Below are 26060 nucleotides of genomic sequence, written 5' to 3' on the forward strand. Positions count from 1 at the left end.
CATCGCCGGTCAATCTTGACGAGGAGAGCGCCCATGGATGAGGTTCTCGACCGCATTCCCCTGCTGGCGGGCCTGCCGCGTACCGTCGAGGAACTGCCGGGAGGGCTCACCAACCGCAACTACAAGGTGAGCGTGCCGGGCGCGCAGTACGTGGTCAGGGTGCCGGCCAGCGAGGGCGGGCTGCTGGGCATCGACAGGGACGCCGAGCACGCCAACTCGATCGCGGCCGAGCGGGCGGGGGTCGGGGCGCCGGTCCACGCCTATCTGCGCGAGCTCGGGGTGCTGGTGGTGGGGTACCTGCCGGGGCGCACGTTCACCGAAGCGGACCTGCGGGACTCGGCGAACCTGCCGCGGGTGGCCGAGGCGTGCCGCCTGCTGCACGCGGGGCCGCGCTTCTCCCGGGACTTCGACATGTTCGAGATCCAGCAGGGCTATTTAGCGATCGTCCAATCCCGAAATTTCCGCCTCCCTGCGAAATATCGGGATTTCGAGCCTCAGGTGGCGCGGATCAGGGAGGCGTTGAAGGTCCAGGACGAGGGGACCGTCCCCTGCAACAACGACCTCCTGCCCGGCAACTTCATCGACGACGGCCGGCGCCTGTGGCTGATCGACTACGAGTACTCGGGCAACAACGACGCCTGCTTCGAGCTGGGCAACATCTGGAGCGAGTCCGACCTGTCGCTGGACCATCTTGAGGAGCTCGTCACCGCCTACTACGGCCGCCACCTGCGCAACCGCATCGCGCGGGCGCGCCTGCTCGGCCTCATGTCCAAGTACGGCTGGACGCTCTGGGCAGCCATCCAGGACGGCGCCAACGAGTCCATCGACTTCGACTTCTGGTCCTGGGGCATGGAGAAGTACGAGCGGGCGGTGGCCGAGTTCACCGGCCCCGCCCTTCCCGCGCTGCTCGACGAGGCCACCCGGCCGGACTGACACCGGCCGTCGGCGGGCTAGGTTGGTGACATGTTCGCCACGCTCACCGGCCTGGGTCTGTCGACGGCCGCCGGGCTCAACGCCTACATCCCGCTGCTGGTCGTCGGGGTGCTGGCCAACTTCACCGACGCCGTGAAGCTGCCCGACGGCTACGCGTGGCTGTCGAACTGGGGCGTGCTGGCGGTCCTCGCCGTCCTGCTGCTGGCCGAGGTGGTGCTCGACAAGATCCCGGCCGTGGACAGCGTCAACGACATGATCCAGACCGCGGTGCGACCGGCGTCGGGCGGCGTGGTGTTCAGCGCCACCTCGGCCGCCGCCGAACTCGACAACTCCACCTGGCTCACCGAGAACCCGTGGATCAGCTGGGTGCTCGGCATCCTGGTGGCGCTGGCCGTACACGCGCTGAAGGCCACCGCCCGCCCGGTCGTCAACGTCGGCACCGGCGGGGTCGGCGCGCCCGTCATGAGCACCGTCGAGGACGCCGGCTCGCTCGGCGTCAGCCTCGTGGCGATCTTCATCCCGGTGCTGGTGATCGTCCTGCTGCTCGCGCTGGCCGTGCTCGCGTGGTGGGTGATCAGACGGGTACGGCGGCGCCGCAACCGCTCCTCACCCGGCTAGCCAGCCGAGCACCAGAGCGACGAACTCCTCCGGGCGCTCCTCGTGCAGACGGTGACTGGCGCCCTCCCAGACAACGACCTTCGAGTCCGGGTGCTTGAGCAGCCCCTCCTCCCACGCCGCCTGACCGGGGTCGAACCGCAGCGACAGCACCGGGCAGGTCCTGCGGGCGAGGTAGGCGTCGGAGGCGGGCCGTACGCCGATCGAGTCGGGCAGGACGAACATCGCCTCGAACGCCTGGGCCAGCACGTGCGGCGCCATCCCGTACAGGCGGCGCCGGTGCCAGCGGCGGATCACGGCCGGGGTGCGCCGGTTGGTGCACCAGCGGTCGATCTCGACGGCCGCCTCGTGCGCGTGCTCCGAGCGCAGGGCCGCGATCGTGCCGGGGAACATCCCGGCCACCTCGGGGGCGACGCCGTACCCCGGATCGACCGCGACCAGCCGCTCGACCAGGCCGGGATGCTCAACGGCGAGGATGGAGACGACCTGGCCGCCCATCGAGTGGCCGATCGCGACGACCCTCGGGACGCCGAGCGTGCCCAGCAGCGCGGCGAGGTCCTCGGCCATGCGGCGCGGGGTGTTGTCCTCGGCGGGGACCGAGGAGTAGCCGTGGCCGCGCAGGTCCACGGCGATCACCCGACGTTCGGCGGCCAGGGCGTCGAGGTGCCAGGACCACTGGTGTGAGTCGGCGCCCCACCCGTGGACCAGCAGCAGCGGGGCAGCCTCTCCGCCGCCGTCGTCGGTGTAGAAGAGCCGGACGTCCCCGGTGACCTGCGCGTACGGCATGCCTCTCCCTTACCTCGTCCGCCGACTCAGCCGTGGCGTGCTGGGCTCGTCTTCCGGCTCATCTTCGGGCTCATCTCTGGCCCAGGCCGTCGCGCAGGGCCGCACAGGCCTGCTCGGAGGCGGACTTGGCGGCCGGGAGGAAGGCGTCCAAGCCGAAGAAGCCGTGGAACATGCCCTCGAACCGCAGCGTCCGCGCCGCACCGCCGGCGGCGCGCAGCTTGCCGGCGTACGCCTCGCCCTCGTCGCGCAGTGGGTCGTGCTCGGCGGTGATCACCAGCGCGGGCGGCAGCCCGTGGGTGTCGGCCCTGATGGGCGAGCAGTACGGCTCGCCGCGCCGGGCGGGGTCCGGCTGGTAGTTGTCCCAGTACCACCGCATGTGCGCATTGGTCAGGAAATATCCCTCGCCGTTCTCCTGGTGGGACGGCGTGTCCATCGCCGCGTCGGTCACCGGATACACCAGCAACTGAAAGCTGATCGGCGGCGAGCCTCCCGCGTCCCGCGCCTTGAGGCAGGTGACCGCGGCCAGGTTCCCGCCCGCGCTGTCCCCGGCCACCGCCAGCCGCCCGGCGTCCCCGCCCAGCTCGGCCGCGTGCTCATAGGCCCACATCGTGGCCGCGTAGGCGTCCTCGGCGGCGGCCGGATAGGGATGCTCGGGCGCCAGCCGGTAGTCCACCGACACCACGACCGCGTTCGCGCCCGCGCAGAGCGTGCGGCAGACGCCGTCGTGGGTGTCGAGCGTGCAGAGCGTGAAGCCGCCGCCGTGGAAGTACACGACCACCGGATGCGGCCCCTCCCCCTCGGGCCGGTAGACCCGCACGGGAATCTCGCCCGCCATCCGATCCTCCACCCCGCCCACCGGGTACGGCTCCGCCGCCATGGGCGGCGCCTGCGCCAGGATCCGCCTGGCCTCGGCGGCGTCCAGCACCTCGGTGCCGATCTTCGGAAAGACATCGGTCAGCACGTCGATGACCAACCGCGTGCCCTCGTCAACGGCCACGCCGTACCTCCTCATCCTTCGTCAGACCCACGCGCAACCGCGCCTGAGCTCCATATCGGACCACCCTGTGCCCGTGACGGACGCTCCCTGGCACCGCGACGCCCACGTCAGGCCCCCGGTGGCGCGGCCGGGCCAGGCTCGGGAGCGTTGGCGGCAGGTGGCGGAGGAGACGCGGGAGGGGCGGTGGCGGGGGGCCGGGCCAGCAGGGCGGTCTCGCCCGCGGTCCAGCCGCCGTCCACCGCGAGTTCGGCGCCCGTGATGTAGGAGGCGGCGTCCGAGAGCAGGAACGCCACGGCCTCGGCCACCTCCTCGGGCGCGCCCCACCGCCCGGCCGCCGCCAGCGGGAAGCCGCCTTCCTCCAGCGTTCCCCCGAACGGCTCGGTCATCGGCGTGACGATCATCCCGGGATGTACGGAGTTGACCCGGATCCGGGCCGACGAGAACTCCAATGCCGCGATCTTGGTCAGTCCGCGCACGCCCCACTTGGAAGCGCCGTACCCGGCGGCGCCGGGCAGCGCGAACAGGCCCGCCGCCGACGACAGGTTGACGATCGCGCCGCCGCCCGCGGCCCGCAGGGGCCCGGCCGCCGCGCGCAGGCCGAGGAAGACGCCGGTCAGGTTGACCTTCAGCACCCGCTCGAAGTCGGCCGCGGTCGTCCGCTCGATCGGCTGGGCGGAGACGATCCCGGCGTTGTTCACCAGGCCGTGGAAGGGGCCGACCTCGTCCATGACGCGGGCCCAGTCGTCCTCGCTGGTGACGTCGTGGGGCAAGAAGCGGGCGCCGATCTCCTTGGCGGCAGCCGTACCCTCCTCCAGGAGGACGTCGGTGAGGACGACGCCCGCGCCCGCGGCGGCGCATCGGCGGGCGGCCGCGGCGCCCAGGCCGCGCGCTCCCCCGGTGATGACGACGACCTTCCCGTCGAGCATGCGCGGCTCCTCAGGCTGCCCGGGACAATGGACGCACTGAACCACAGGGCCGCGTACACAATCAAGAGCTTGCTCGGTTACCGGATTCGCGGCGGCTGGAACTACGGTGACACCGTCCCACGTTGGGGAAAGCGACAGAACGCGATCAGGCTGAGCCTCATGCCGGCCGATTCGGCGGACTATGCTCAGTGCACGGGAGGTGCCTCCGATCGAAACGATCTTCGCGATTCTGCTGGTCGTCTTCCTGCTGTTCCTGGTGCTCGGCGGGGTGGCGATCTTTTTCATGGTCAAGCTGGGCAAGAAGGCGGCCAAGTCCGCCAAGAAGGCGACGACCCGGCTCAGCGCCCACGTCAACGCGATGGGCACCGGCGAGGCGGCCGAGATCGAACGCCTCCGCCTCGACCTGCGCCGCGAGGTCGCGCTGACCCGCCAGGCCATCGACCAGGCCCACCAGTCGGGCTGGGGCCTGGGCGACCTGCCCCACCTGATGGCCGAACTGGCCAAGCAGGCCGAGGTCCAGGACCAGCAACTGGGCATCTACGCTCAGCAGTTGCGCATCTCCTCGGTCGTCGACCACGTCACGGCCGACCGGCTGCGCGAGCACCAGGCCAAGCTCACGGCCATGTGCGCCCGCATCCGCGCCGACCTCATGCGCACCCAGGTCCAGCACGCCTCGGGCGGCATCGACGACCTCTCCAGCCGCACCGACCTGGAGATCGAGGCCCGCCGCCCGGCCCCCTTCTCCGACCCGCTGGACGAGATCGACGACCTCTACCGCAAGACCATCCAGAACCGCCAAGAGCCCATCTGAATTAACTCTGTGTGACATCATGAAGTCGTCGCGTAAGGGCCTCAGAGGAGGTGGACTGTGACCACCGCACTCCCCGAGTGGTTCTATCCGGGCCCCCGGGACGGCTGGACCGCCGACATGCTCGATCACCTCCCCCCCGACGCGCCCAAGCACGTCGAGCTGATCGATGGGTCACTCGTCATGATGTCGCCGCAGACCAGATTTCACATGCTTGTCCTCCGCCTGCTGGAGCAGCGGTTCCAGCTCCCCGAGCATTTGGCCGTGGCCCGGGAGATGACCGTCACCCTGGGCATCAGGCAACGCCCGGAGCCCGACATCCTGCTGGTCAGCAGGGCCGCCATGATGAGCGTGACAACCTCCTTCAAGCCGGAGGATGTTCACCTGATCGTGGAGGTCGTCTCCAAGGAGTCCGAGGAGCGGGACCGGACCACCAAGCCGAGCAAGTATGCCGACGCCGGAATCAAGTTCTTCTGGCGCATCGAGGATGAAGACGGCGTCGCGGTCGCTTACACCTTCGAGCTCGAACCGGCCATGAAGGCATATGTCCCCACGGGCATCCATCGCGGCGTGCTGCGTACCAGCATCGGCTTCGACGTCGAGATTGATCTCGACTACGGCAAGCTCATCTGAGACTGCGTGTGATCGTCAACGCGAAACAGGTGCCGGAATGGCCGGACGTCGGAGGTCGATTCTGGCTTGTGCCCCTGCCCGCAGGTTGACGTCCGCGGCGAGGTCGTGGCAGTGGGTGAGTAGTGACAGGGCTTGGTCCGGCGCTGCCGGGCCAGGCTTCGGCGGCGGGCCGCTCGTCGTGACCGATCGCCTCCTCGGTCCGCGCCGTCACGTTTTTGGGCGTTGACGAAACTTCCTTACATGCTATTGATAGATCGAGTCGGAAAGTTTCAATCGCAGCGCTGCACCGCCGGCCCTCACCTCACCCCCCAAGGAGGACGCGCATGGTGCGCAGCACGCCCACTGACCCCATCGACTTACTCGGCCCGGTCCAAGGCGAAGTCTCGTGGTTCTGCTGCGGGAACGCCTGGGGCCCCTGCAGCTCCACCGGCAAGGGTGCCTGCGGCACCTGCAACTCCGGGAGCCTGCAGCACGCCTGGCCCAACACCTCCGACGCCTGCTGGAACATCACCCGCCCCGACCGCTGCGGCGACGCCCTGTCCCGCCGGACCTGCGGGTTCCGCCACCGGACCACGTCCCTGTGCGGCGGCGCCAGCGTCGTCACCTCCATCGCCGACTGCGGCCCGCAGACCGACCTGTTCTGTGGTGAGCGAAGCTGCTGCGGCGCCACCTGCGCCAGCAACCGGCTGATCGACCTCACCCCGGCCGCCTACTCCAGGATCGCCAGCCTGTCCACGGGCCTGCGCCCGTGCGAGATCTCGACGGCCTGAGGGGAGCTGAGGATGACCACGCGCAGGCAGATGCTCAGATCCGCGCTCCTCGGCGGCGGCGCCACGGTCGTGGCCGCCACCGCGATGGGCTCGCTCGGCCCCGAGGCGGCCTTCGCCGCCGCCCCGGACCAGCCGGAACCCGGAATCCCCGACCCCGAGTTCGCCGAAGGCCGCATCCGCGCCATCAAGGACAACACGCTCATGGTCCTCGGCTCGAACATGGTCTTCCACCAGATCAGGATCGTCGACGGCACGAGTCTGTGGAAGCTCGGCCCGGTCGGCTTCGACCAGGCCAAACCCGGCGACGGCCTGTACGCCAGAGGCGTCCGCATGCCCGACGGCATGCTCGCCGCCGAATCGGTGTGGCTCAACATCGTCAACATCAAGGGCCACGTCAGGAACATCACCAACGAGAAGGTCCACCTCGACCACAACGGCAAGGACGTGCTCTGCCACGTCGTGCCCGGAAGGTCCGTGGCCGTCCACTCCGACGCCCCGCCGACGGCCGACCTGTCGCTCCTGCGTGTCGGCCAGCACGTCCAGATCCTGGGCGCCTGGCGGCCCGACACCAACGAAGTCGACATCGCCACCGTCTTCTCCCCGCACTAGGAGCGTGTGATGCAAGGGATCGCCGCGCTGCAGCCCTACGTGATCGCCGCCTTCCTCGCCTGGGCGGCCCTGATGAAACTGCTCAGCCGACGGATGCGGTCGCAGGCCGGCCGGACGGCGCTGGCCCGGCTGTTCGGCCCGGCGCGCGCGGTCCCTCTGCTCCGTCTGGTGGCGGTGGCCGAGCTCGCGGTGGCGGGCGTCCTGCTCGCGCCGCCGTCCTCCCCCTGGGAGGGTACGGCCGCCGCCGCCCTGTCCACCGGCTTCCTCGCCTACCTCGCCTACTCCGCGATCGCCGTGCCCGACTCGTCCTGCGGCTGCCTGGGCGCCCACGGCCGGCGGATCGAGTGGCGCACGTTCGCCCGCGCCGGGCTCCTGCTGGCCATGAGCGCGCTGGCGGTGACGGCCGGGCCGTACCCGATCGAACCGGTCGCGCTCGTGATCGCCGCCGCCGAGGCCCTCGCCCTGCTGGCCCTCTCCCCCGAACTCGACCGCCACTGGCTCACGCCGTCGAAGCAGCTTCTGGTACGGCTGACGCGTCCGCTGGCCGTACGCGAGCCGGGGCTGATCCCGCTGGAGACCTCACTGCGCCTCCTCTACCGCAGCCCCGCCTACTGCACGGCCGCCGCCCAGTTGTCCTCGGACATCCAGGACTTCTGGGATGAGGGCGGGCTGCGGTTCGCGAGTTATGCGGCGCGTGGCCGTACCGCGGTCTTCTCCATCCCCCTGTACGGCGGCGCCCCCGCGGACGTGCGCGTCGCCCTCGTCGAGGAGCCGGCGCTCCACTAACCACAGCCCGGGTGGTGTGATGGACGGGTGGACGTCAAGCACCCGATCTTCGCCCGCCTCTACATCCGGCTGAGCCACGCCATGGAGCGCGGCGGCATGCGCGAGAACCGCCGCGCGCTGCTCGCCCCGCTCCGCGGCCGTGTGCTGGAGATCGGCGCGGGCAACGGCATGAACTTCCGCCACTACCCGCGCGAGGTCACCCACGTCCTCGCCGTCGAACCCGAGCCCCGCCTGCGCGCCGCCGCCCGGCAGGCGGCCGCGCGGGCGCCGGTGCCCGTCGAGGTGGTCGCCGGGCTGGCCGAGCGGCTGCCGGCGGCGGACGGGGAGTTCGACGGGGTGGTGTCCTGCCTGGTTCTGTGCTCGGTGCACGACCAGGCCGCGGCGCTGCGCGAGGTGCGCCGCGTGCTGGCGCCCGGGGGTCAGTTCCGGTTCCTGGAGCACGTACGCGCCGACACCGCCGGCATCCAGCGCGCCCAGCGGGTCATCGACGCGACCGTGGGCCCGCGGCTGCTCGGCGGCTGCCACTGCGGGCGGGACACGGTCGCGGCCGTGGAACGCGCCGGGTTGCGGGTGGGGCGGCTCGACCGGTTCCTGTTCCCCGGCGGGCGCACGCCGTGGGCGTTCCACGTGATGGGCACCGCCGGCGCCTGAGCGGCCCCGGTTCAGCCCACGCGGGCCTCCCTGCGCAGGAGGGCGGCCAGCTCGTCCGGGTCGGCCTGGATCAGGCCCTTTCCGGCGAACCAGGTGGCCACGTTGCGGGCGTCGCGGTCCAGGAACTCGGGGCCGGTCGGGTGGGCGATCACGTCCACGATTTGGGGCAGGTCGATGATGACCAGGCGGCCCTCGTGGACCAGGATGTTGTAGGGCGACAGGTCGCCGTGGGCCAGGCCCTCGTGCGCCAGCCGTACCATCGCCTCGACGAGCTGCTCCCAGAGACCGGGAAGGTCGTCGGAGACGTTGGCCAGCCGCGGCGCCGCATACCCGTCCGGGGTGCCGATGAACTCCTCCAGCACCTCCGTCCCCACGATCTGCACCGGGTACGGCACCGGCAGCCCCAGCTCGAACAACCTGGTCAGCGCGGCGAACTCAGCACCGGCCCACTGCCCGGCGATCACCTGCTTGCCGAACGCCGTCCGCCCCGCCATGGCCCGCGACATGCGGCTGTCGCGCATCCGCCGTCCCTCCAGGTAGCCGGCGTCGCGGTGGAAGAGCCGGTGCTCGCCCGACCGGTAACGCTTGGCCGCCAGCAGGCACCGGCGGTCGGTGCCGGGCACGCCGCGCGCGATGAGGTGCACGTCGGCCTCCTTGCCGGTCTTGAGCACGCCCAGCTCGGTGTCGACCGCGGCCAGCTCGGTGACCAGCCATTCCGGGTACGGCCGGGGCCCGCGCTCGGTCGGCACGCTCTGGTCCCAGGTGGACCAGCGATCGCCCTCGGGCGGCCCGTCGAGCTCGGCGTCGTCACGGTGATTGTTCTCAAGCCACTCGATGTCGTCGGCGTCGAGGGCGTTCTTGCCACGCTTGCGGTACTGCTTCGGCACGGTGAAAGGCTCCAGAGTGAAGGCCCACCGGCGCGGCGATCAGGTCGGCGGCTGACCGGTGGGGAGGTCTGAGGACGCGGAAAAAGGCACGCGGAAGACATTCGCCATGGTCTCGACCTCCCTCTCTCTCGAAGCTCCGACGAGTATGCCCAGCCCCTCCACCACCCGCAACCCGATTAGCCCTGGCTACGCTGGACCGATGCACCGGTGCCCGCGATGCGGCTGTTTCGAGTACGGCGGCGCCCCCTCCTGCGCCCGCTGCCGTGACCTGCTGGACGCTCTCGTGGAGGACGGGTACCAGGAGTTCCTGACCGAACAGGGCCTGCCCGACGACCCGGACCTCGCCGAGATGATCGTCGGCGAGATCAAGCCTTATCTGTGGCGGGTCGTGGACGGCGCCTTCGACCGCCTGACCTGCCCTGCCTGCGGGAACCGGCGGGGCAGGGGGCCTGCGGGGTGTCCGCCTTGTGATCTGGACGAGGGTTTCCGTTATTCGGCTCGGGAGCCCGATCGTCCTGGGGTGCCGCCCTTGAACGAGCATGCGGTCCGGGTGGGCGCGGCGGTGCTGCGGAACGCGCATCGGCACAGTGATCGGGCGTTGCTCAGTTGGCGTCTCGGGTTTCCGCTGGTGCTGGCGGGTGGGATGTTCACGACCCCGCAGGCGCAGAGCTTGCGCGCCCGCATCAACAAGGGCGCCACCTACGACGACCTGGCCCCATGGGTGGCCACCCAGCTCCCCTGACCGCTTCCCCTCACACCCGTGCCACTTCCCCGCTCATTACCGGGCGCCCGCTCCACTACCCCGGGCGCCCGCTCGCCCTCAACCCGCACAGGCGTTGCCCGCTCGGCCGTCTCAACGGGCGCGAGCCCGTTGCCCGCCGCGCCAAGCCCGTTCCTGAACCTGCACTGGCGTTGCGCGCTCCGCCATCTCAGCGGCCCAAGCCCGTTCTTTGTACATCCCGATGGCGGCCTGGCGCTCGCCTACCCTTGGCCTGTTCCGCAGGGGTCAGGCTCTTCCCCTGCCCGGACGCGAGCATCTTCGCGGTAGTACCCGGTGAACACGTCGTCGGAAGTCGAGGCAGTGAGGGCCCGCCGCATCCACTCCCGCACCGTGGCCTGACGCCGGCAGGAGTCGATGACCTCGTCCTGGAACCGGTCCACCTTCAGCCCCCGATGATCCAGCAGCCAGCGCAACGTCTCCCGCCGCCCCTGCCAGCGCCCCGCGTCCCAGAAGGGGCTGGTGACGGCGTTCTCGATCAGCAGGTACCGCTCCCCCATCAGCAGGTTTTCCAGCCTCGCCCGGTCCGGAGCAGGAAGCCGAGAGCTCAAGTACGAGTAATAGTGGGCGCCACGCTCATCCCTCAACACCAGCAGCGCCTTGGCAACACAAGCTCGAACCTCAGAATCGCCACACGCGATCGCCCAGAGCGTGGCAAGCTCCGGCGACTCCGCGATCTTCTCCAACGAGTACCAGCGCCGAAGATCCCGCGGCCCGACCACCACGGTCTCCAGCCCATGCCGGAACCCCTCCGCCACCTCTTCGTCAAAACAGACAACCATCAACAGCCCACCGTCGGCGGCACCCCGCCCGTCACACTCCCGGGGAAACCGCAGACACACCCTGATCCGCTCCCCGTTGGCCGCCGTGACCTCAACCACCGGAGCTTCCGGAACACCCTCACTCTCAGGGACAAGCCGCGCATCCCGATACCCGGTAGGCAGCCCGCCCTGCGCCACGGACATCAGCTCAAGAACGAGACTGGGGTGCCACCTGACCATCTCCAGCGGCATCTCGTACACCTGCTGTCCGGACATGGCTTGACTCCTCTCGAAGGGTGATCGCCAGATTACGCTGTGTTTACCGTGACCGGTGGGACTATTGATTCTCGATATCGCCGAACCGCCGAGTGTCGTACGTCACACCCGACACCCTGAGCCCCAAGCCAGAACCTAGCAGCGGCGCGTTCCCGCAGCTCAAAGCCACGTTCACGCGCAAGCACCCTTCCCGGAACACCTCACCCGGGCAACCTCCTCGCCCAGAATTCCCCGCGATGGGCGCAGCGCAATATGGCCAGTTTCGGCAACCCAAAACACCCCGACCCGCTCCGCCACCCGGCTGACACGCCAGAACCGCCCGTGAAACCCAACCCTCACGGCCCCACGCCACACCCGAGTCAAACCCGTATGGGACACCCTGTCCACCAGCAGCGGCACCTTCGTAGAGGGCATCCCAACGGCGCCGCCTACGTGACGATGCCCGACGAACCGCAATGTCGTGAAGGACGAGCGCCCACGTCACCGTAGAGCCGAGCCCCTGCGGTTCGGCCAGTGCCGAGCCGCGAGCGCCACCAACCGCCCATCGCCAACCGCCCACTGCCATGCGCACGCGCCAACCAGAGGCCACCGAAAGAGCAGCCGCCAAGCCCAGCCGAACCCCAGCGCCATCACCCACCGGCAACCCCGCGGGGAGCGCGAGGGTTCCCCCTCGCCCGGGGTGTGGGGCAGCGCCCCGCTGTCACAGCCCCGAGCGCCAGCGAGGGACCATGCCCTAACCCCGCACCAGCTAGGGACCGCGCCTACTTGATCCCCGCCTCCCGCATGTCACGCAGTTCCCGCTTGAGTTCTTTGATCTCGTCCCGCAGCCGGGCAGCGACCTCGAACTGCAGGTCGGCCGCCGACTGGTGCATCTGTTCGGTCAGCGACTCGATCAACGACTCCATCTGCGCCCGCGGCATCTCCCCCGCGATCGCCTTGGCATGCTGACCGGCCGACTTGGCCGCGAACCCCGGTACGGGCGCCTTGCCGCGCGACTGCTGGCGGCCACTGCCCATGAGCTGCTCGGTGTCGGCGTCCTCGCGCTGCAACGAGTCGAGGATGTCGGCGATCTTCTTGCGCAGCGGCTGCGGGTCGATGCCGTTGGCCTCGTTGTAGGCGATCTGCTTGGCCCGGCGCCGGTTGGTCTCGTCGATCGCCCGTTCCATCGAGGGCGTGATCTTGTCGGCGTACATGTGGACCTGGCCGGAGACGTTTCGGGCGGCGCGGCCGATGGTCTGGATGAGGGAGGTCTCCGAGCGCAGGAAGCCTTCCTTGTCGGCGTCGAGGATGGCCACCAGCGACACCTCGGGCAGGTCGAGGCCCTCGCGCAGCAGGTTGATGCCGACCAGGACGTCGAACTCGCCGCTGCGCAGCTCGCGCAGCAACTCGATCCGGCGCAGCGTGTCAACCTCGCTGTGCAGGTAGCGCACCCGGATGCCCAGCTCCAGCAGGTAGTCGGTGAGGTCCTCCGACATCTTCTTGGTGAGCGTGGTGACCAGGACGCGCTCGTCGCGGTCGGCCCGCTCGCGGATCTCGTGGACCAGGTCGTCGATCTGGCCCTTGGTGGGCTTGACCACGACCTCGGGGTCGACCAGGCCGGTCGGGCGGATGACCTGCTCGACGACGTCGCCCTTGACCCGGCCCAGCTCGTAGGAGCCGGGCGTGGCCGACAGGTAGACGGTCTGGCCGATGCGCTCCAGGAACTCCTCCCACTTCAGGGGGCGGTTGTCCAGCGCGGACGGCAGGCGGAAGCCGTGGTCGACCAGGGTGCGCTTGCGGGAGGCGTCGCCCTCGTACATGGCGCCGATCTGCGGGACGGTCTGGTGGGACTCGTCCAGGACCAGCAGGAAGTCCTCGGGGAAGTAGTCGAGCAGGGTGTTGGGGGCGCTGCCCGCCTCGCGGCCGTCCATGTGGCGCGAGTAGTTCTCGATGCCGGAGCAGGTGCCGATCTGGCGCATCATCTCGATGTCGTAGGTGGTGCGCATGCGCAGGCGCTGCGCCTCCAGCAGCTTGCCCTGGCGCTCCAGCTCCTCCAGCCGGCCCGTGAGCTCGGCCTCGATCCCGGCGACGGCCTTGGCCATGCGCTCCTCGCCGGCGACGTAGTGGGAGGCGGGAAAGATGTAGAGCTCGTCGTCCTCGGTGATGACCTCGCCGGTCAGCGGGTGCATCGTGGCGAGCTTCTCGACCTCGTCGCCGAACATCTCGATGCGTACGGCCAGCTCCTCGTACTTCGGGATGATCTCGATGGTGTCGCCCCTGACCCGGAACGTGCCACGGGTGAAGGCCAGGTCGTTGCGCGTGTACTGCATGTCGACCAGGCGGCGCAGGAGCTGGTCGCGCTCGACCTCCATGCCGACCTTGAGCCTGGCCATGCGGTCGACGTACTCCTGCGGCGTGCCCAGGCCGTAGATGCACGAGACGGAGGCGACCACGACGGTGTCGCGGCGGGTCAGCAGCGAGTTGGTCGCCGAGTGGCGCAGCCGTTCGACCTCGTCGTTGATCGAGGAGTCCTTCTCGATGTAGGTGTCGCTCTGCGGGACGTACGCCTCGGGCTGGTAGTAGTCGTAGTAGGAGACGAAGTACTCCACCGCGTTGTTGGGCAGCATCTCGCGCAGCTCGTTCGCGAACTGCGCGGCCAGGGTCTTGTTGGGCTGCATGACCAGCGTGGGCCGCTGGAGGCGCTCGATGAGCCAGGCGATCGTGGCGGTCTTGCCGGTGCCCGTGGCGCCCAGCAGCACGTTGTCCTTCTCACCGGCCGTGACGCGGCGCTCCAGCTCGGCGATGGCCGTGGGCTGGTCGCCCGAGGGAGTCATCTCGGTGATCACCTCGAAGGGCGCCACCTTGCGCTGCAAATCTGTGACCGGTCGCATGCTGCCACTGTAGGCAACGGGACCGACAGTTCATGCCGTGCGCTCGCCGATGCGCGGGAACGGTGTCGTGGAGAAGACGACCTCGACCGGCACCTCGAAGTAGGCGGCGATGCGCAGCGCCAGGAACAGGCTGGGGCTGTACTCCCCCCGCTCCAGGTAGCCGACCGTCTGGTAGTGGACGCCGAGCGCGTCCGCCAGTTGCCTGCGGGTGACGCCGCGCTCGGCCCGCAGCAGGGCGATGCGGTTGTAGACGATCTCGCTCATCGCCGCCTATCTTCTCAGCTCACGCGCTGCATCGCCCGCTCGCGGCGCTCCTGCACCACCGAGCCGGACTCGCGCTTGGCCATCCGGCGCAGGATGGGCGGCGCCAGCAGCAGCCCGGCGACCGCCCAAAGGACGAGCACGCCGGTGGTCTCGAAGTGCCGCCAGGACTGGCCGATCTCCACGGCGGCGGCCGCGTCGGGCAGGAAGGCCGAGCGCATGCCGAGGCCGAGCCAGTACAGCGGGAAGATCTGGCTGATCACCTGGAGCCACTCGGGCATGGAGGTGATCGGGTAGAAGATGCCCGAGGTCGAGGTGAGGGCGCCGATGGACAGCATCGAGACGCCCGCGGCGGTCTGCGGGTTGGTGGCCAGCGAGCCGATCACGGCGCCCAGGGGCAGCGTGGCCAACAGCCCGAGCGCGATCACCCAGGCGAACATGAGCCAGCCGCCGGGCCCCGCGCCGATCAGCGAGGGCACCAGGATCAGCCCGGCCACCAGCACGATCGCGAGCGTGACCAGCCCGGTCGTCGAGGTGCTGATGATCCTGCCGATGAGGTAGCCGGTCATGCCGTGCGGCACCGCCTTGGCGCGCAGCAGCGTGCCGTCCTCGCGTTCGATCGCCAGCGTGCCGACGGTGCCGACCAGGCCGCCCACGGTGACGAGCAGGGCGAGCATGCTGGGCATCGTGGCTGCGGCCAGCGAGAGGCTGGTGCCGGGCAGCGTGACGTCGCGCTGGAAGTACAGGACGACGACGAACGCCACCGCGACGAAGGCGTTGAAGTACATGTCGGTGGAGCTGGTCAGGCTGTGGCGGAACTCGATCCAGCCCCGGGCGAGGCCGAGCTTGACCGCGTGGGTGGTGGCGTTCACCGTTCCTCCTGCCGCACGATGGCCATGTAGGTGTCCTCCAGGGTGGCCCGCCGTACCTCGAGGTCCTCGATCGCGTCGCCGTACTGCGCGAACAGGCCCTGCACGAAGCGGGTGGCGTCGTCGGTGGCGTGCACGAACAGCTCGCCGTCGCGGCTCCAGCGCACCTGGGCGTCGCGCGAGACGCTCCTGGCGAGCTGGTCGGGGCTGCCGTCGGCGACGATGCGGCCGCCCGACAGGATGAGGATGCGGTCGGCGAGCTTCTCGGCCTCGTCGAGGTCGTGGGTGGTCAGCAGGATCGTGGTGGAGTCCAGGTCGGACAGCCGGTGCACCAGGTCGTGGAAGTCGCGCCTGGCCTGCGGGTCGAAGCCCGCGGTCGGCTCGTCGAGGAAGAGCAGCTCGGGCCGGCCGACGATGCCGATCGCGACGTCGAGCCTGCGCCGCTGCCCGCCGGACAGGCGGTTGACGCGCTTGTCGGCGTGCTCGCCGAGCCCGACCGCGTCGATGAGCTCGTCCGTGGGGTACGGCACGCGAAACGGCTCGTAGTACCGCCCGAGATGCCGCAGCAGTTCCCTGACCCGCCACCGCCCGTGGTCGCGCCACGACTGGAGCACGACGCCGAGCCTGGCCCGCCACGCCTCCCCGCCCTGCGCCGGGTCCTGGCCGAGCACGCTCACCTGCCCGGCCGAGCGCCCGCGGAACCCTTCGAGGATCTCGATCGTGGTCGTCTTTCCAGCCCCGTTGGGGCCGAGCAGGGCGATCACCTCTCCGGCCCGCACGGTGAAGCCGACGTCGTTCAGCACCTCGCGCGGGCCGTAGCTCATCCGCAGGCCGCTGACCTCGATGACGGCGCCGTCGCGGGTGGGCTCCGCGTCCAGCGGGAGCTCGCTCAGAGCCTCCATCATCCCTCCCGATAGTAGGACTACTACATTGATAGCACACCTACTACACGACGCAATACATCTGTGACAACACATTGCAAGCGAACAGTAAGTCTCACCCGATACGGTCAAGAGCGGCCTGAACAGGAAAAGAGAGGTGCGATGTCACGACCCAGAGAGGCCCTGATCCAGGCAGGCCAGGGGATAGCCCAGGCGGTGGTTCAAGGCGGCGACCTACGGCAGGCGGTCGGCCAGGCGGTGGACCAGGCCGGGCAGCAACTCGCCGCCCAAGCTCCTGGGTTCGCGCTCAACCCGCACGACTTCGCGGCCGCCCGTGACGGCGGCGTCTCGACGGGCACCGTCATCGAGGCCAGGAGTGCCTCGCTCAACGAAGCCGGCGAGATCGTCAACCGCAGCTTCAGCGAGAACGGCATGCACGTCATCTCCCCGGTCGTGATCCCCAAGGGGACGACGGCGAAGGTGGTCGTGCCGCTCGGCATCCTCGTGGTGCTCGGCCTCATCGGCGCGCTCGGCGGCATCATCCCGAACACCGAGCTGTTCTTCGGCCCCCACTACTGGCTCGTGCTGGTGCTGGCCGCGGTGTTCCTGTGGTGGCGGCGCAGCGTCGTCATGGTGCCCGAGGGCTGCAAGGCGCTCATCACCAAGTTCGGCAAGCTGGTGCAGATCGCCGACCCCGGCCGGGTGACGCTGTTCAACCCGTGGAAGCGGGTCAGCTACATCGTCAACACCACCCGCGAGTACCCCTTCAACGCCCCGATCAGCGAGGCGCCGACGCAGCAGGGCGTCAAGGCGAGCGTCGACCTGTTCCTGCAGTTCAGGATCGAGAACCCGGCGGAGTTCATCTTCGTGCTCGGCTCGGTCAGCGGCTTCCAGTCCAAGCTGCAGAACTCCGTCAGCGAGGTCACGCGTTCCCTCATCTACGCCCAGCGCGCCGAGGACATCTACGACCTGGTGGGCGAGAGCACCCAGGGCATCCTGGAGAGCCTCAACCAGCAGTTCCTGCCCGCGGTACGGCTGACCGACGTGAACATCACCCACGCCGAGCCCTCCAGCCAGGAGTACCGCATGGACCTCGCGGCTCCCGAGATGGTCCGGGTTGCCAAGGAGGCCTACACCTACGAGTACGAGCTCCAGCTCCGCAAGGAGCAGAACGAGGGCGACCTGATCAAGGAGCTGGCCGGGCTGCAGGAGACGCTCAGCGCCATCCAGGCCGAGATCGCCGCCTACCAGGCCAGGATGGACACCGCCCTGGAGCGGGCCACCCACCAGGCCACCGCGCAGGCCAGGCAGCGCCTGGTCGAGGCGGAGTCCACGGCCAACGCCAACGCCGCCCTCCTGGAGGCCCAGGCGCTCGACATCAGGGCGCTGAGCGCCGCCGAGGCGCCGGAGATCCTCGACTACCGCTTCCAGCAGGACCTGCTGGCCAAGCTGGAGTCCGTGGCCGCGAAGCTGCCCCAGGTGGTGCAGGTCGGCGAGGAGACCGACATCGACTTCCTCGCGCTGGCCCAGCAGCTCGTCGGCGGCAAGGGGGCGGCGCTGTTCTCGCCCGAGGACATGTCCGCCATCCGGGGCAGGCTCGCCGAGATCGGGCAGCGGGTGGCCGGCCGCGAGGCCGAGATCGCCACGCTGCTGAAGAAGGTCGCCCAGCCTGCCGACGGCGGCGACCTGCCGGAGATCGCGCCGGACCCGCCCGTGGACGCGGACAAGACCGTGGAACGGCCGCTGCCTGCCGTACACAAGGAGGGTGAGCTCTGATGGCGCGCGAGTTCTCGAAGATCAAGGAGTCACTGGCCTCCTGGTCGGACATCAGGCAGTTGCTGCGCGGCGGCGAGCAGGGCCAGCTCGTGCCGGTCGTGATCCCCAAGGACCGGCGCGGCTTCGCGTGGATGTCCCTGGTGTTCCTGGCCGTCTACTTCGCCGGGGTGGCGGTCTTCTCCGGCGCGATGTACGCGGCGCTGGCCGCCGTGGCCCTCGTGGTGTTCGCGGCCGTGTGGATGTGGCGCAAGGCGATCATCGAGATCGAGGAGGGCACGACCGGGGTCCGCAGCAGGTGGGGCGCGATCACCGGGACGCTGCCGCCCGGCCGCCACTACCTCTGGCTGCCGTGGGATCGCGTGGACGCCGTCGTCGACACCTCCACCGAGATCCCCTACTCGGCGCCGATCGTGGCCTGCCCGACGGCCGAGAACGTGCCGCTGAAGTCCATCGAGTTCTTCCTGAAGTTCCGCATCGTCGACCCGGTCGCCTTCGTGCGCACCATCGGCGCGGGCAACTTCGACCTCGTGCTGTCCAGCGCCGTCCAGGACGCCATCCGCCAGCGCAGCCGCCGCGTCAACACCGAGCGCGCCTACGACCTGCGCGGCTCCGACGTCGGCGACATGCAGGACGCGCTCAACCGCCAGCTCGGCAGGTACGGCGTGCGCATCACCGGCGCCAACATCCCCGACGTCCAGTTGCCCGACCAGTACCAGCAGCACCTGGCCACGCGGGAGAAGGTCGCCAAGGAGCTGTCGGCCTACGAGCGCGAGTGGGAGCTGACGCGCAAGCGCCGTATCGACACGCTGCTCATGGAGATCGAGCGCTCCAAGAAGACCCGCGACGCCCGCGTCGTCGAGGTCAAGGCCGCCCACAACAAGGCGCGCAAGGACGTCGCCCGCATGCTGGAGGAGCAGGAGACCGAGGCGCAGCGCGTGCGCTGGGAGATCGAGGCGCGCGGCAGGGCCGAGCTCACCGCCGCGGAGAACGAGGCCAAGGCGCTGCGCAGGCTGGCGGAGTCCTACCGCGACAACCGCGCCGTCCTGCAATATGAGCTGGCGCGCCGCCGTCTCGACGTCGGTGCCAAACTGGCCGAGAGCGCACCTCAGCCCCTTGTGGTGCGTACGGCCGGCGGCCAGAACGACCCGATGTCCACCCTGCTGCTCGCCCAGCTACTCCCCCGGCTCTCCGGCTCCCACGGAAACGGGTCAGGCACTACCTCTTAGGAGAACCCCATGGTGTTCCGCAAGTTGAAGGCCGCGTTCGGCGCCGGTGTCGAGGTCGACACGGTCCTGAGCAGCGCCACCGTCCGCCCGGGCGAGATGCTCCGCGGCGACGTGCACTTCAAGAGCAGCGGCTCCGACTACAAGGTCGAGGGCATCCACATCGAGTTCACCGCCGTGGTCGAGATCGAGAGCGGCGACAGCGAGTACCGCTCGACCTACAGCTTCCTGCGCCAGCAGGTGTCGGGGCCGTTCCAGCTCGCGGCGGGGACCTCGCACAGCCACCCGTTCGAGATCCCGGTGCCGTGGGAGACCCCGATCAGCGCGATCGGCGGCCACGCGCTGCCCGGCATGCGGCTGGGCGTGCAGACCGAGCTCGCGCTGGCGGGCGCGCTGGACAAGGGCGACCTCGACCCGCTGTTCGTCACCCCGCTGCCGGCCCAGGAGCACATCATCACGGCCCTGGACCGGCTGGGCTTCGGCTTCAAGAAGGCCGACCTGGAGCGTGGCACGCTGTACGGCTCGACGATGCCGTTCTTCCAGGAGATCGAGTACTACGCCGGCGGCCAGTGGCGCCGGCACTTCAACGAGCTGGAGCTGACCTTCATCGCGGGCCCGTCCCAGATGGACGTCATCCTGGAGGCCGACAACCGGGGCGGCTTCCTCAGCTCGGGCGGCGACACCTACAACCGCTTCACCGTCCGCTACGGCGACCACCCCGGCGCCGCCGAGCAGGCGCTCCAGCAGGGCCTTGAGGCGATGGCCCGCCGCAGGGGCTGGTTCTAGAACGCTCCCGCCGCCTGGCTCACGGCCCGAACACCCCGGGCCGGACGAGGTACATCCTCTTGAGCCAGGCGGCGTAGCGCGGCCCGGACTCGGCACGGTAGTCGTGGCGCCGGTAGACCCGGAACACCGCCGCCTTCAGCCGCCGGACCCGCCAGTCGAGGTTGGAGGGCCAGCCGGTCATCGTGTAGCCGCGGTAGGCCAGCAGCCTGAGCTTCATCCCCCGCGCCGCCTCGGCGGCGAACTTGGCCGAGGTCGTGTGGTCGGTGTGGTCGCCGTGCCGGTCCGGCGGGTTGGGGTCGAGCGTGCGCAGCACCGTCGGGCGGTAGCGCTGGTAGAGCGCGCGCAGCGTGGCGAGCACGTCCTCCCTGCGTACGCACGGGTGCGGGCACGGTCCGGTGAACCTGCGCACGCAGGCTCCCCTGTCCCACATCCTGGCCAGCGCGTCGTGCCCGCCGTCGGCCCGTGGGTCTCCGCCGTCGGGCAGCCCGGCGAAGACGAGCCGGATCCTCGGGCCGGCGACCAGCGTGTCGACCCGCACCGGGAGCCTGCCCAGGTTCAGCACCCGCGAGCGCCAGACGTTGCGCACCCCGGCGAGGTAGGCGTAGGCGGCCCTGATGCCCTCCTGCCGGTCGCGCACGTAGGCGGCGGGGTCGCGGTCGTCCTCCACCCCGGTCGGGCCCTCGCCCGCCGTAAGGAAGATCGTCGTGGTGACCCGGCCGCCGGCCACCGCGCCGAACAGGTCGGGGCTCATGAACAGCAGGTCGTCGTCGGCGTGCGCGACGACCTGGACGAAGCGGTCGGCCCGCTCGGCCGCCACCACCTGACCCATCGTCCACGGCAGCACCGGGCAGACCGTGGACACGGCCAGCACCAGAGCCCCCAGGACGGCCCCCGCCGCCTTGACCCACTTCATCCCCGTTTGTAACCCCCGTAACCAGCGTACGGGCAGGTCAGAGTTGTACCTCCTCACTCGGGCTGATTCCCGTCTCCTCCCCAGGTACGGGATCATGCTCTGGTGGTCGCATGACCGGCTCGTTACCATGCGTGGGGGAACTGACTGATCGTTGCGGATGCGGGGCGAGACGATGAGGCGGGTCGGCGCGGCGCTGAGGCGGATCGCCCCATGGGCGGCGCAGAACGCCGACGGCGCGATCGCGCTCGGCCTGGCGATCACCGTGGGCGTCCTGGGCATCATGCCGGACGAGCTGTTCGGCGAAAACGGCCAGCAGATCCAGGACCAGCTCGTCAGCGCCGCGACGCTGGTCATCCTCGCGCTGGTCGCCACCGCCCTGCTGCGCGACCGGCTGCGCCAGGCCCCCGTCGAGGCGACCATCACTTCCGGCGCCCTGTCCGAGCTGCCCCTGCGCCTGGCCCGTCTTGAGCAGATCGAGACCCTGGTCACCGGCACCCGCCGCGCCCTGGACGAGCTCCAGCTGGTCAGGGTCCTGGCCAGCCCGCTGGAGATCGCCCAGGCCCACGCCGACGCGCGTACCGGAACCACGCGGTGGAGCTTCAAGGGCGGGACCGGAACGTTCCTGCGCGCCGTCACGCTGCCCGAGTGCGTGGCGGCGGCGCGCAAGGACAAGCGCCACCTGACCGTCCGCATCGAGATCATCGACCCGACCGACGGCGAGGTCTGCGAGGCGTACGCCCACTACCGCCGCTCGCTGGCCGACGCCCCGGACGCCACCGGCGAGACGTGGACCACCGACCGGGTCAGGAAGGAGTCCTACGCCACGGTCCTGGCCGCGTTCTGGCACCGCCAGCGCTACGGCCTGCTCGACATCGGCGTGGGCCTGTCCGCCACCATGACCACCTTCCGCTGGGACCTGTCCGCCAGCCGGGTGATCATGACCATCGAGGACCCGAACCGCGCGATGACCGCGCTGGCCGGCACCTTCTACTACGAGAGCTGCGACACCGAGCTCCGGCTGAGCCTGGAGCAGGCGAAGCGGGTCCCGCTGGAGTCCTACAAGCGGGTGCCGCTGAGCGACGAGCCCACGGTCGAGGAGGTCCAGGAACTCTTCCGCGGGATCGATCTGCCCCTGCCCAGGACGTACAACGACCACGACGTCGTCGACATCGCCCGCAAGGCCTTGCGGGCCAAGGATCCGTATGAGCTACCGCAGCGCACATGAGGGACTCACCGCGGCGCGCGCCCGCGCATGGGTGAGCACCGCCCTCCGGGGGGACTTCCACGGTGTGCACCATCCCCTGGGATTCGTCTGCCTGCCGCTCGAACGCGCCGGCGGCGACGGCGTCTGCCTGCACCTGTGGTCGCGCCGCCTGCCCGGCACGGGCAGCACCACCTCCCAGATCCACTGCCACAGCTGGGACCTGGTCAGCCACGTCCTGTACGGCCAGGTGCGCAACGTCCACGCCGTCGTCACCGACGCGCCCGCCGCCGAGGCCACCCACCGGGTGTTCGAGGTGGTCAGCGGCGACGACGGCGACCGCATCTCGCCCACGCCGCGCACCGTGCGCCACTCGACCGGGCTGGTGGAGGTGTTCGGTGCCGGTGACACCTACACGCTGCCCGCCGACAGCTTCCACTCCAGCGTCGTGCCCGAGGGCGGCGAGGCGGCCACGATCGCGCTCGGCACCGGCCGCAGCGGCAGCCGCGACCTGTCGCTGGGCCCGCTCGGCGCGCCGGGCCACCACGTCGCCCGCCGCCCGCTCGACGACGGGGAGCGGGCGCTCGCCCTGCAACTGGTCCTGACTCACCTTGGGGGTCCGTGATGGATCTGGAGCGTGCGCGCGAACTGGCCGTGGAGGCCGCGCGGGCGGCCGGCCGGCTGCTCTCGGCCGGTACGGCGGAGGCGTTCGGCGTGCACGCCAAGGGCCCGGCCGGGGACGTCGTCACCGATCTCGACCTGGCCTCGGAGAAGGTGCTGGTCGAGCGCATCCTGACCGCCTACCCCGGCCACGCGGTGATCGCCGAGGAGTCCGGCCTGCGGGGCGCGGCGGGGGCGGAGTGGACCTGGCTGGTCGACCCGCTCGACGGCACCAACAACGTGGCCATCGGCCTGCCCGCCTACGTGGTGGGGCTGGCGTTGTGCCACGCCGGCCGTCCCGTGCTCGGGGTCGTGCACGACCCCGTGACCCGCCAGACATGGTCGGCCATCCGCGGTCACGGGGCACTGTCCCCCTCAGGTGTACGGCTCTCGCCCCCCGCCCGCCCGCTCCCCCACGGTCCGCTGCTGGCCTGGACCCAGGGATACACGGTGACCCGCGACGACCCGACCGTCCTGGCCCTGAAGGCCACCCTGGACTTGCACGCCAGGCGCGTCCTGCAACTGTGGGCGCCGTTGCTGTCCTGGGTGATGCTGGCCAGGGGGGACATCGACGGCATGGTCGGCTACCGCGCCGAGTCCGTCGATTTGCCGGCGGGGGCACTGATCGCCCAGGAGGCGGGGATGGAGATCCGGACACTGGACGGGTCACCCTTCGACGAGAACGTCAACGGCGCCGCCGAGGACCGCAGCTTCGTGGCCGCCCACCCCGACACCCTCCCCACCCTCCTCCCCCTCCTCACCCCCCACGCAGCCAACCCCACCCGAAGGTAACCCCCGACAGCCCCAACCTCCGACGGGGCCAACCTCCGCACGGAGCCAAGCCCACACGGGGTCACACCCTCGCGGGGTCACGCCCAGACGGAGGTAACCTCCGACGGAGCCAACCCCGGGACGGAGCGAGCCCCACACGGAGGCAACCTCATGCGGAGGCAACCTCACACGGAGTCTGCGCCGCACGGAGGCGACCTCCGACGGAGCCAACCCCGGGACGGTGCGAGCCCCACGCGGGTAGCCGCACGTGGGCACCACCTCACGCACGCGGGCACCACCTCACGCACGCGGGCACCACCTCACGCACGCGGGCACCACCTCACGCACGCGGGCACCACCTCACGCACGCGGGCACCCGCGCCCGGGCGCCCCACTCGGCGGCCCCGCGCACCAGGGCAATCCATGCGGAGCCAGGCTCACACGGAGGCAACCTCACACGGAGGCGACCTCACACGGAGGCGACCTCACACGGGGGTGGCCTCGCACGGGGTTGGGCGGGTTAGCCGGTGATGCTGGGGTGGCCGTTTTCTACGTGGCCCATCAGGCGGCGGCGGTAGGACGGGTCGTCCTCGCAGGTGATCTCCAGGTCGTACCAGCCGTGCGAGCCCTCCAGCGGCCACACCACCTGCCGGTACTGCCCCGGCCGCAGCGGCACCGCCTGCTCCTTACCGCCATACGCCAGCGCCCGTACCCGCAGCTTCACCCGAGCCTCACCCAGGTTGGTGATCTCGACGCGCAGCCGCCGCGGGTCGATGTCGATCACCGCGCGTGCCTCCACCCGTCCGGCCGCACCGGACAACGTTCCGGCGAACTCGCGGCGGAAGCCGTTCGGGCCCGTCACCGCGAGGTGGTAGGCATCGCCCACCGGCACCCGCCGCGTGCTCACGCCCTGCACGTCGAAGTGCTGCGGCAGGTCGAACTCCCCCTTGTAGGGGTAGAGCGTCATGTGCATGCTCGCCGCACCGGTGTTGGCGAGCGTCAGCTCCAGCTCCTTGCCGAGCGCCCGCGCCCAGGCGTTCGGCTGGTACGGCAGCGCCCGCGCCGGCTTGGTCCCCGGCTCCTGCTCCGGCATCGACTGGTCGGCCGGCGGCGCCGGCCGCCACCGGCCGCTGAAGGCCGGGACCGGAGCCGGGTTCGCGGGGGCGGGCGGCTGGGCCGTACCGGAGAAGTCGAAGGCGGAGGTGAGGTCGCCGGCGACCGTGCGGCGCCAGGGGGTGATGTCGGGGAAGCGCACGCCCAGCCAGGTCTCCAGGAAGCGGCAGGTCGAGCTGTGGTCGAAGATCTGGGAGGCGACGTGGCCGCCGGCGGTCCACGGCGAGACGATCGTCATCGGGACGCGGATGCCGAGGCCGATGGGCTTGCCGTCGTACCAGTCGGAGGTCTGGTCGGCGGGCGGCAGCGGCGGCGGGACGTGGTCGAAGAAGCCGTCGTTCTCGTCGTAGGTGATGAACAGCGCGGTCGAGTTCCACGTCTCGGGGTGGGAGGCGATCGCGTCGAGGATGTCGTAGGTGATGCGGGCGCTCTGCAGCGGCGAGGAGGCGCTCGGGTGCTCGGAGTCGGCGGCCGAGGGCACGATGTAGCTGACCTCGGGCAGGGTTCCGGCCTCGACGTCGACGCGGAAGGACGCCGCCAGTTGCTTGGACGGCACGCGGCGCAGGCCCCGCTCGAACAGCTCGCGCTCCTGCGGGTCGAGCTTGGCCACGCCCTCCTCCAGGCGGGCCAGAAGCTGCCGGCGCCTGGGCTCGGCGGCGCCGCGTACCTGGCCGTAGAAGGAGTCCATGCTCTTGAAGTCGCCCTGGAGCGCCTTGCGGGCGATCTGCCGGAAGCGGGCGAAGAACTCCAGGTTGTTGTCCTGGTAGTTGTCCCACTCGTGGTAGACCTTCCAGCTCCGCCCGGCGGTCTGGAGGATCTCGCCGGCGTTGGCCCAGTCGTAGCCCTTGTGGGTGTCCTCGCTGTAGGCGGCGTTGTCGATGGCCCGCTTGGTGGTGCCGGGCTCGTAGCCGGTGTGGCCGGAGACGTGGTAGTTGCGGTTCGGGCTGGTCGAGGAGAGCACGGAGCAGTGGTAGTTGTCGCAGATGGTGAAGGTGTCGGCCAGCTCGTACTGCAGCGGGATGTCCGCGCGGCGGTGGAACGTCATCGTGGCCGGGCTCTTGGCCGGGATCCAGCCGTCGTGCCAGCCCTTGGCGGCGGCGCGCTGGCCGTCGCTCCAGCCGTGGGCCAGCGCGCCGATCCACTGCAGGTCCTTGCCGACCAGGTCGGCGGCCTCGCGTACCGGGAAGGGGAGCACGCTCGCGGCGCCGTTCGGCTGCTCGAAGACGGGCCTGCCGTTCTTGAGCGTGACCGCGTTGCGGTCGGCGAAGCCGCGCACCCCGCGCATGCTGCCGAAGTAGTGGTCGAACGAGCGGTTCTCCTGCATGAGGAAAACCACGTGCTTGATGGCCGACAGGCCGCCCTGCGGGACGGGCATGGCCAGGGCCCGGTGCACGGAGGGAGGAAGCAGCGAGCCGGCCGCGAGGCCGGCGCCGAGGGCGAAAAGGCCCCGGCGGGAGGGTGCTAGAGACATGGCGCAGAGCGTGCCAAAGGTAGAAAACTATCCCATTACCGGCAAATGG

At 70.3% G+C, this 26060-nt stretch carries 26 protein-coding genes; 15 read left to right on the forward strand and 11 right to left on the reverse strand.

Features of this window, described 5'->3' with window-relative positions; translation table 11 throughout:
• Positions 1-33: 33 nt before the first annotated feature.
• The gene (locus ACIBEJ_RS26130; RefSeq protein ID WP_397185448.1) at positions 34-933 is read left to right on the forward strand and encodes a phosphotransferase; all 900 of its coding nucleotides are present in this window, start codon (positions 34-36) and stop codon (positions 931-933) included.
• A gap of 30 nt (positions 934-963) precedes the next feature.
• Positions 964-1551 (forward strand): DUF4126 domain-containing protein, encoded by a 588-nt coding sequence (locus ACIBEJ_RS26135; protein WP_397185449.1) that lies wholly within the window; start codon positions 964-966, stop codon positions 1549-1551.
• On the opposite strand, the gene ACIBEJ_RS26140 is transcribed toward ACIBEJ_RS26135, so the two are convergent.
• The 3 genes from ACIBEJ_RS26140 to ACIBEJ_RS26150 form a co-directional block, all read right to left on the reverse strand.
• Positions 1540-2334 (reverse strand): alpha/beta fold hydrolase, encoded by a 795-nt coding sequence (locus ACIBEJ_RS26140; protein WP_397185450.1) that lies wholly within the window; start codon positions 2332-2334, stop codon positions 1540-1542. The two genes, ACIBEJ_RS26135 and ACIBEJ_RS26140, sit on opposite strands and share 12 nt — an antisense overlap.
• 70 nt (positions 2335-2404) lie before the next feature.
• A complete protein-coding gene (locus tag ACIBEJ_RS26145) occupies positions 2405-3331 on the reverse strand; it encodes an alpha/beta hydrolase (RefSeq protein WP_397185451.1) in 927 nt (308 codons plus the stop codon).
• A 107-nt stretch (positions 3332-3438) separates the two neighbouring features.
• Complete coding sequence (locus tag ACIBEJ_RS26150) at positions 3439-4257, reverse strand: SDR family oxidoreductase (RefSeq protein ID WP_397185452.1); 819 nt, start codon at positions 4255-4257, stop codon at positions 3439-3441.
• 199 nt (positions 4258-4456) lie between these two features.
• On the opposite strand from ACIBEJ_RS26150, the gene ACIBEJ_RS26155 reads away from it, so the two are divergent.
• From ACIBEJ_RS26155 to ACIBEJ_RS26180, 6 genes are all read left to right on the forward strand, one after another.
• A complete protein-coding gene (locus ACIBEJ_RS26155; protein ID WP_397185453.1) occupies positions 4457-5068 on the forward strand; it encodes a hypothetical protein in 612 nt (203 codons plus the stop codon).
• A gap of 57 nt (positions 5069-5125) precedes the next feature.
• Positions 5126-5698 (forward strand): Uma2 family endonuclease, encoded by a 573-nt coding sequence (locus ACIBEJ_RS26160; protein ID WP_397185454.1) that lies wholly within the window; start codon positions 5126-5128, stop codon positions 5696-5698.
• 323 nt (positions 5699-6021) lie between these two features.
• The gene (locus ACIBEJ_RS26165) at positions 6022-6468 is read left to right on the forward strand and encodes a hypothetical protein (RefSeq protein WP_397185455.1); all 447 of its coding nucleotides are present in this window, start codon (positions 6022-6024) and stop codon (positions 6466-6468) included.
• Positions 6469-6480: 12 nt separating this feature from the next.
• Complete coding sequence (locus tag ACIBEJ_RS26170) at positions 6481-7077, forward strand: cell wall protein (protein WP_397185456.1); 597 nt, start codon at positions 6481-6483, stop codon at positions 7075-7077.
• A 9-nt stretch (positions 7078-7086) separates the two neighbouring features.
• Positions 7087-7863, forward strand: a complete 777-nt coding sequence (locus ACIBEJ_RS26175) for a MauE/DoxX family redox-associated membrane protein (RefSeq protein ID WP_397185457.1) — start codon at positions 7087-7089, stop codon at positions 7861-7863.
• A gap of 27 nt (positions 7864-7890) precedes the next feature.
• The gene (locus ACIBEJ_RS26180; protein WP_397185458.1) at positions 7891-8514 is read left to right on the forward strand and encodes a class I SAM-dependent methyltransferase; all 624 of its coding nucleotides are present in this window, start codon (positions 7891-7893) and stop codon (positions 8512-8514) included.
• Between the two features lie 11 nt (positions 8515-8525).
• On the opposite strand, the gene ACIBEJ_RS26185 is transcribed toward ACIBEJ_RS26180, so the two are convergent.
• Positions 8526-9401 carry a serine protein kinase RIO gene (locus ACIBEJ_RS26185; protein ID WP_397185459.1) on the reverse strand — a complete coding sequence of 292 codons (876 nt, stop codon included), beginning with the start codon at positions 9399-9401 and terminating at the stop codon, positions 8526-8528.
• Between the two features lie 199 nt (positions 9402-9600).
• Here ACIBEJ_RS26185 and ACIBEJ_RS26190 point away from each other — a divergent pair, with 199 nt between their 5' ends.
• On the forward strand, positions 9601-10143 hold the full coding sequence (locus ACIBEJ_RS26190; RefSeq protein WP_397185460.1) for a hypothetical protein: 543 nt from the start codon (positions 9601-9603) through the stop codon (positions 10141-10143).
• Between the two features lie 239 nt (positions 10144-10382).
• Here ACIBEJ_RS26190 and ACIBEJ_RS26195 read toward each other — a convergent pair whose 3' ends face one another.
• The 5 genes from ACIBEJ_RS26195 to ACIBEJ_RS26215 all read right to left on the reverse strand — a co-directional run bounded on the left by ACIBEJ_RS26195 (position 10383) and on the right by ACIBEJ_RS26215 (position 16121).
• Positions 10383-11216 (reverse strand): hypothetical protein, encoded by an 834-nt coding sequence (locus ACIBEJ_RS26195; RefSeq protein ID WP_397185461.1) that lies wholly within the window; start codon positions 11214-11216, stop codon positions 10383-10385.
• Between the two features lie 761 nt (positions 11217-11977).
• Positions 11978-14086 carry an excinuclease ABC subunit UvrB gene (gene uvrB / locus ACIBEJ_RS26200; protein WP_397185462.1) on the reverse strand — a complete coding sequence of 703 codons (2109 nt, stop codon included), beginning with the start codon at positions 14084-14086 and terminating at the stop codon, positions 11978-11980.
• A 30-nt stretch (positions 14087-14116) separates the two neighbouring features.
• Positions 14117-14350 carry a helix-turn-helix transcriptional regulator gene (locus ACIBEJ_RS26205; protein ID WP_397185463.1) on the reverse strand — a complete coding sequence of 78 codons (234 nt, stop codon included), beginning with the start codon at positions 14348-14350 and terminating at the stop codon, positions 14117-14119.
• A 14-nt stretch (positions 14351-14364) separates the two neighbouring features.
• A complete protein-coding gene (locus ACIBEJ_RS26210; protein WP_397185464.1) occupies positions 14365-15219 on the reverse strand; it encodes an ABC transporter permease in 855 nt (284 codons plus the stop codon).
• Positions 15216-16121 (reverse strand): ABC transporter ATP-binding protein, encoded by a 906-nt coding sequence (locus tag ACIBEJ_RS26215; RefSeq protein WP_397185465.1) that lies wholly within the window; start codon positions 16119-16121, stop codon positions 15216-15218. The genes ACIBEJ_RS26210 and ACIBEJ_RS26215 overlap by 4 nt, the downstream gene beginning before the upstream one ends.
• Before the next feature lie 138 nt (positions 16122-16259).
• Here ACIBEJ_RS26215 and ACIBEJ_RS26220 point away from each other — a divergent pair, with 138 nt between their 5' ends.
• Genes ACIBEJ_RS26220 through ACIBEJ_RS26230 form a run of 3 tightly spaced genes read left to right on the forward strand, consistent with a single transcriptional unit; the run spans position 16260 to position 19882 of the window.
• The gene (locus ACIBEJ_RS26220; protein WP_397185466.1) at positions 16260-17873 is read left to right on the forward strand and encodes an SPFH domain-containing protein; all 1614 of its coding nucleotides are present in this window, start codon (positions 16260-16262) and stop codon (positions 17871-17873) included.
• Positions 17873-19099: an SPFH domain-containing protein gene (locus ACIBEJ_RS26225; RefSeq protein ID WP_397185467.1), complete on the forward strand. Its 1227-nt coding sequence runs from the start codon at positions 17873-17875 to the stop codon at positions 19097-19099. Before ACIBEJ_RS26220 ends, ACIBEJ_RS26225 begins: the two co-directional genes overlap by 1 nt.
• A gap of 9 nt (positions 19100-19108) precedes the next feature.
• The gene (locus ACIBEJ_RS26230; RefSeq protein ID WP_397185468.1) at positions 19109-19882 is read left to right on the forward strand and encodes a sporulation protein; all 774 of its coding nucleotides are present in this window, start codon (positions 19109-19111) and stop codon (positions 19880-19882) included.
• A gap of 19 nt (positions 19883-19901) precedes the next feature.
• Here the strand turns inward: ACIBEJ_RS26230 and ACIBEJ_RS26235 are convergent, their stop codons facing one another.
• Positions 19902-20795, reverse strand: coding sequence for a PIG-L family deacetylase (locus ACIBEJ_RS26235; RefSeq protein ID WP_397185469.1), 894 nt, complete (start codon positions 20793-20795; stop codon positions 19902-19904).
• 172 nt (positions 20796-20967) lie between these two features.
• Here ACIBEJ_RS26235 and ACIBEJ_RS26240 point away from each other — a divergent pair, with 172 nt between their 5' ends.
• From ACIBEJ_RS26240 to ACIBEJ_RS26250, 3 genes are read left to right on the forward strand one after another with little or no spacing between them, the layout of a single operon-like run.
• Positions 20968-22020 (forward strand): hypothetical protein, encoded by a 1053-nt coding sequence (locus tag ACIBEJ_RS26240; RefSeq protein ID WP_397185470.1) that lies wholly within the window; start codon positions 20968-20970, stop codon positions 22018-22020.
• Complete coding sequence (locus ACIBEJ_RS26245; RefSeq protein WP_397185471.1) at positions 21998-22621, forward strand: hypothetical protein; 624 nt, start codon at positions 21998-22000, stop codon at positions 22619-22621. The genes ACIBEJ_RS26240 and ACIBEJ_RS26245 overlap by 23 nt, the downstream gene beginning before the upstream one ends.
• On the forward strand, positions 22621-23448 hold the full coding sequence (locus ACIBEJ_RS26250; protein WP_397185472.1) for an inositol monophosphatase family protein: 828 nt from the start codon (positions 22621-22623) through the stop codon (positions 23446-23448). Before ACIBEJ_RS26245 ends, ACIBEJ_RS26250 begins: the two co-directional genes overlap by 1 nt.
• A 499-nt stretch (positions 23449-23947) precedes the next feature.
• Here the strand turns inward: ACIBEJ_RS26250 and ACIBEJ_RS26255 are convergent, their stop codons facing one another.
• Positions 23948-26011, reverse strand: coding sequence for a phosphocholine-specific phospholipase C (locus ACIBEJ_RS26255; protein ID WP_397185473.1), 2064 nt, complete (start codon positions 26009-26011; stop codon positions 23948-23950).
• Positions 26012-26060: the final 49 nt, after the last annotated feature.

This window comes from Nonomuraea sp. NPDC050790 (assembly GCF_044456745.1).
In the GTDB taxonomy this organism is placed as follows: Bacteria; Actinomycetota; Actinomycetes; order Streptosporangiales; family Streptosporangiaceae; genus Nonomuraea.

Coding starts and splice junctions, on each gene's coding strand:
- ACIBEJ_RS26130 (WP_397185448.1), top strand. CDS start 34: ATGGATGAGGTTCTCGACCGCATTCCCCTGCTGGCGGGCCTGCCGCGT.
- ACIBEJ_RS26135 (WP_397185449.1), top strand. CDS start 964: ATGTTCGCCACGCTCACCGGCCTGGGTCTGTCGACGGCCGCCGGGCTC.
- ACIBEJ_RS26140 (WP_397185450.1), bottom strand. CDS start 2,334: ATGCCGTACGCGCAGGTCACCGGGGACGTCCGGCTCTTCTACACCGAC.
- ACIBEJ_RS26150 (WP_397185452.1), bottom strand. CDS start 4,257: ATGCTCGACGGGAAGGTCGTCGTCATCACCGGGGGAGCGCGCGGCCTG.
- ACIBEJ_RS26165 (WP_397185455.1), top strand. CDS start 6,022: ATGGTGCGCAGCACGCCCACTGACCCCATCGACTTACTCGGCCCGGTC.
- ACIBEJ_RS26170 (WP_397185456.1), top strand. CDS start 6,481: ATGACCACGCGCAGGCAGATGCTCAGATCCGCGCTCCTCGGCGGCGGC.
- ACIBEJ_RS26175 (WP_397185457.1), top strand. CDS start 7,087: ATGCAAGGGATCGCCGCGCTGCAGCCCTACGTGATCGCCGCCTTCCTC.
- ACIBEJ_RS26190 (WP_397185460.1), top strand. CDS start 9,601: ATGCACCGGTGCCCGCGATGCGGCTGTTTCGAGTACGGCGGCGCCCCC.
- ACIBEJ_RS26195 (WP_397185461.1), bottom strand. CDS start 11,216: ATGTCCGGACAGCAGGTGTACGAGATGCCGCTGGAGATGGTCAGGTGG.
- uvrB (WP_397185462.1), bottom strand. CDS start 14,086: ATGCGACCGGTCACAGATTTGCAGCGCAAGGTGGCGCCCTTCGAGGTG.
- ACIBEJ_RS26205 (WP_397185463.1), bottom strand. CDS start 14,350: ATGAGCGAGATCGTCTACAACCGCATCGCCCTGCTGCGGGCCGAGCGC.
- ACIBEJ_RS26215 (WP_397185465.1), bottom strand. CDS start 16,121: ATGATGGAGGCTCTGAGCGAGCTCCCGCTGGACGCGGAGCCCACCCGC.
- ACIBEJ_RS26220 (WP_397185466.1), top strand. CDS start 16,260: ATGTCACGACCCAGAGAGGCCCTGATCCAGGCAGGCCAGGGGATAGCC.
- ACIBEJ_RS26225 (WP_397185467.1), top strand. CDS start 17,873: ATGGCGCGCGAGTTCTCGAAGATCAAGGAGTCACTGGCCTCCTGGTCG.
- ACIBEJ_RS26230 (WP_397185468.1), top strand. CDS start 19,109: ATGGTGTTCCGCAAGTTGAAGGCCGCGTTCGGCGCCGGTGTCGAGGTC.
- ACIBEJ_RS26235 (WP_397185469.1), bottom strand. CDS start 20,795: ATGAAGTGGGTCAAGGCGGCGGGGGCCGTCCTGGGGGCTCTGGTGCTG.
- ACIBEJ_RS26240 (WP_397185470.1), top strand. CDS start 20,968: ATGAGGCGGGTCGGCGCGGCGCTGAGGCGGATCGCCCCATGGGCGGCG.
- ACIBEJ_RS26245 (WP_397185471.1), top strand. CDS start 21,998: ATGAGCTACCGCAGCGCACATGAGGGACTCACCGCGGCGCGCGCCCGC.
- ACIBEJ_RS26250 (WP_397185472.1), top strand. CDS start 22,621: ATGGATCTGGAGCGTGCGCGCGAACTGGCCGTGGAGGCCGCGCGGGCG.
- ACIBEJ_RS26255 (WP_397185473.1), bottom strand. CDS start 26,011: ATGTCTCTAGCACCCTCCCGCCGGGGCCTTTTCGCCCTCGGCGCCGGC.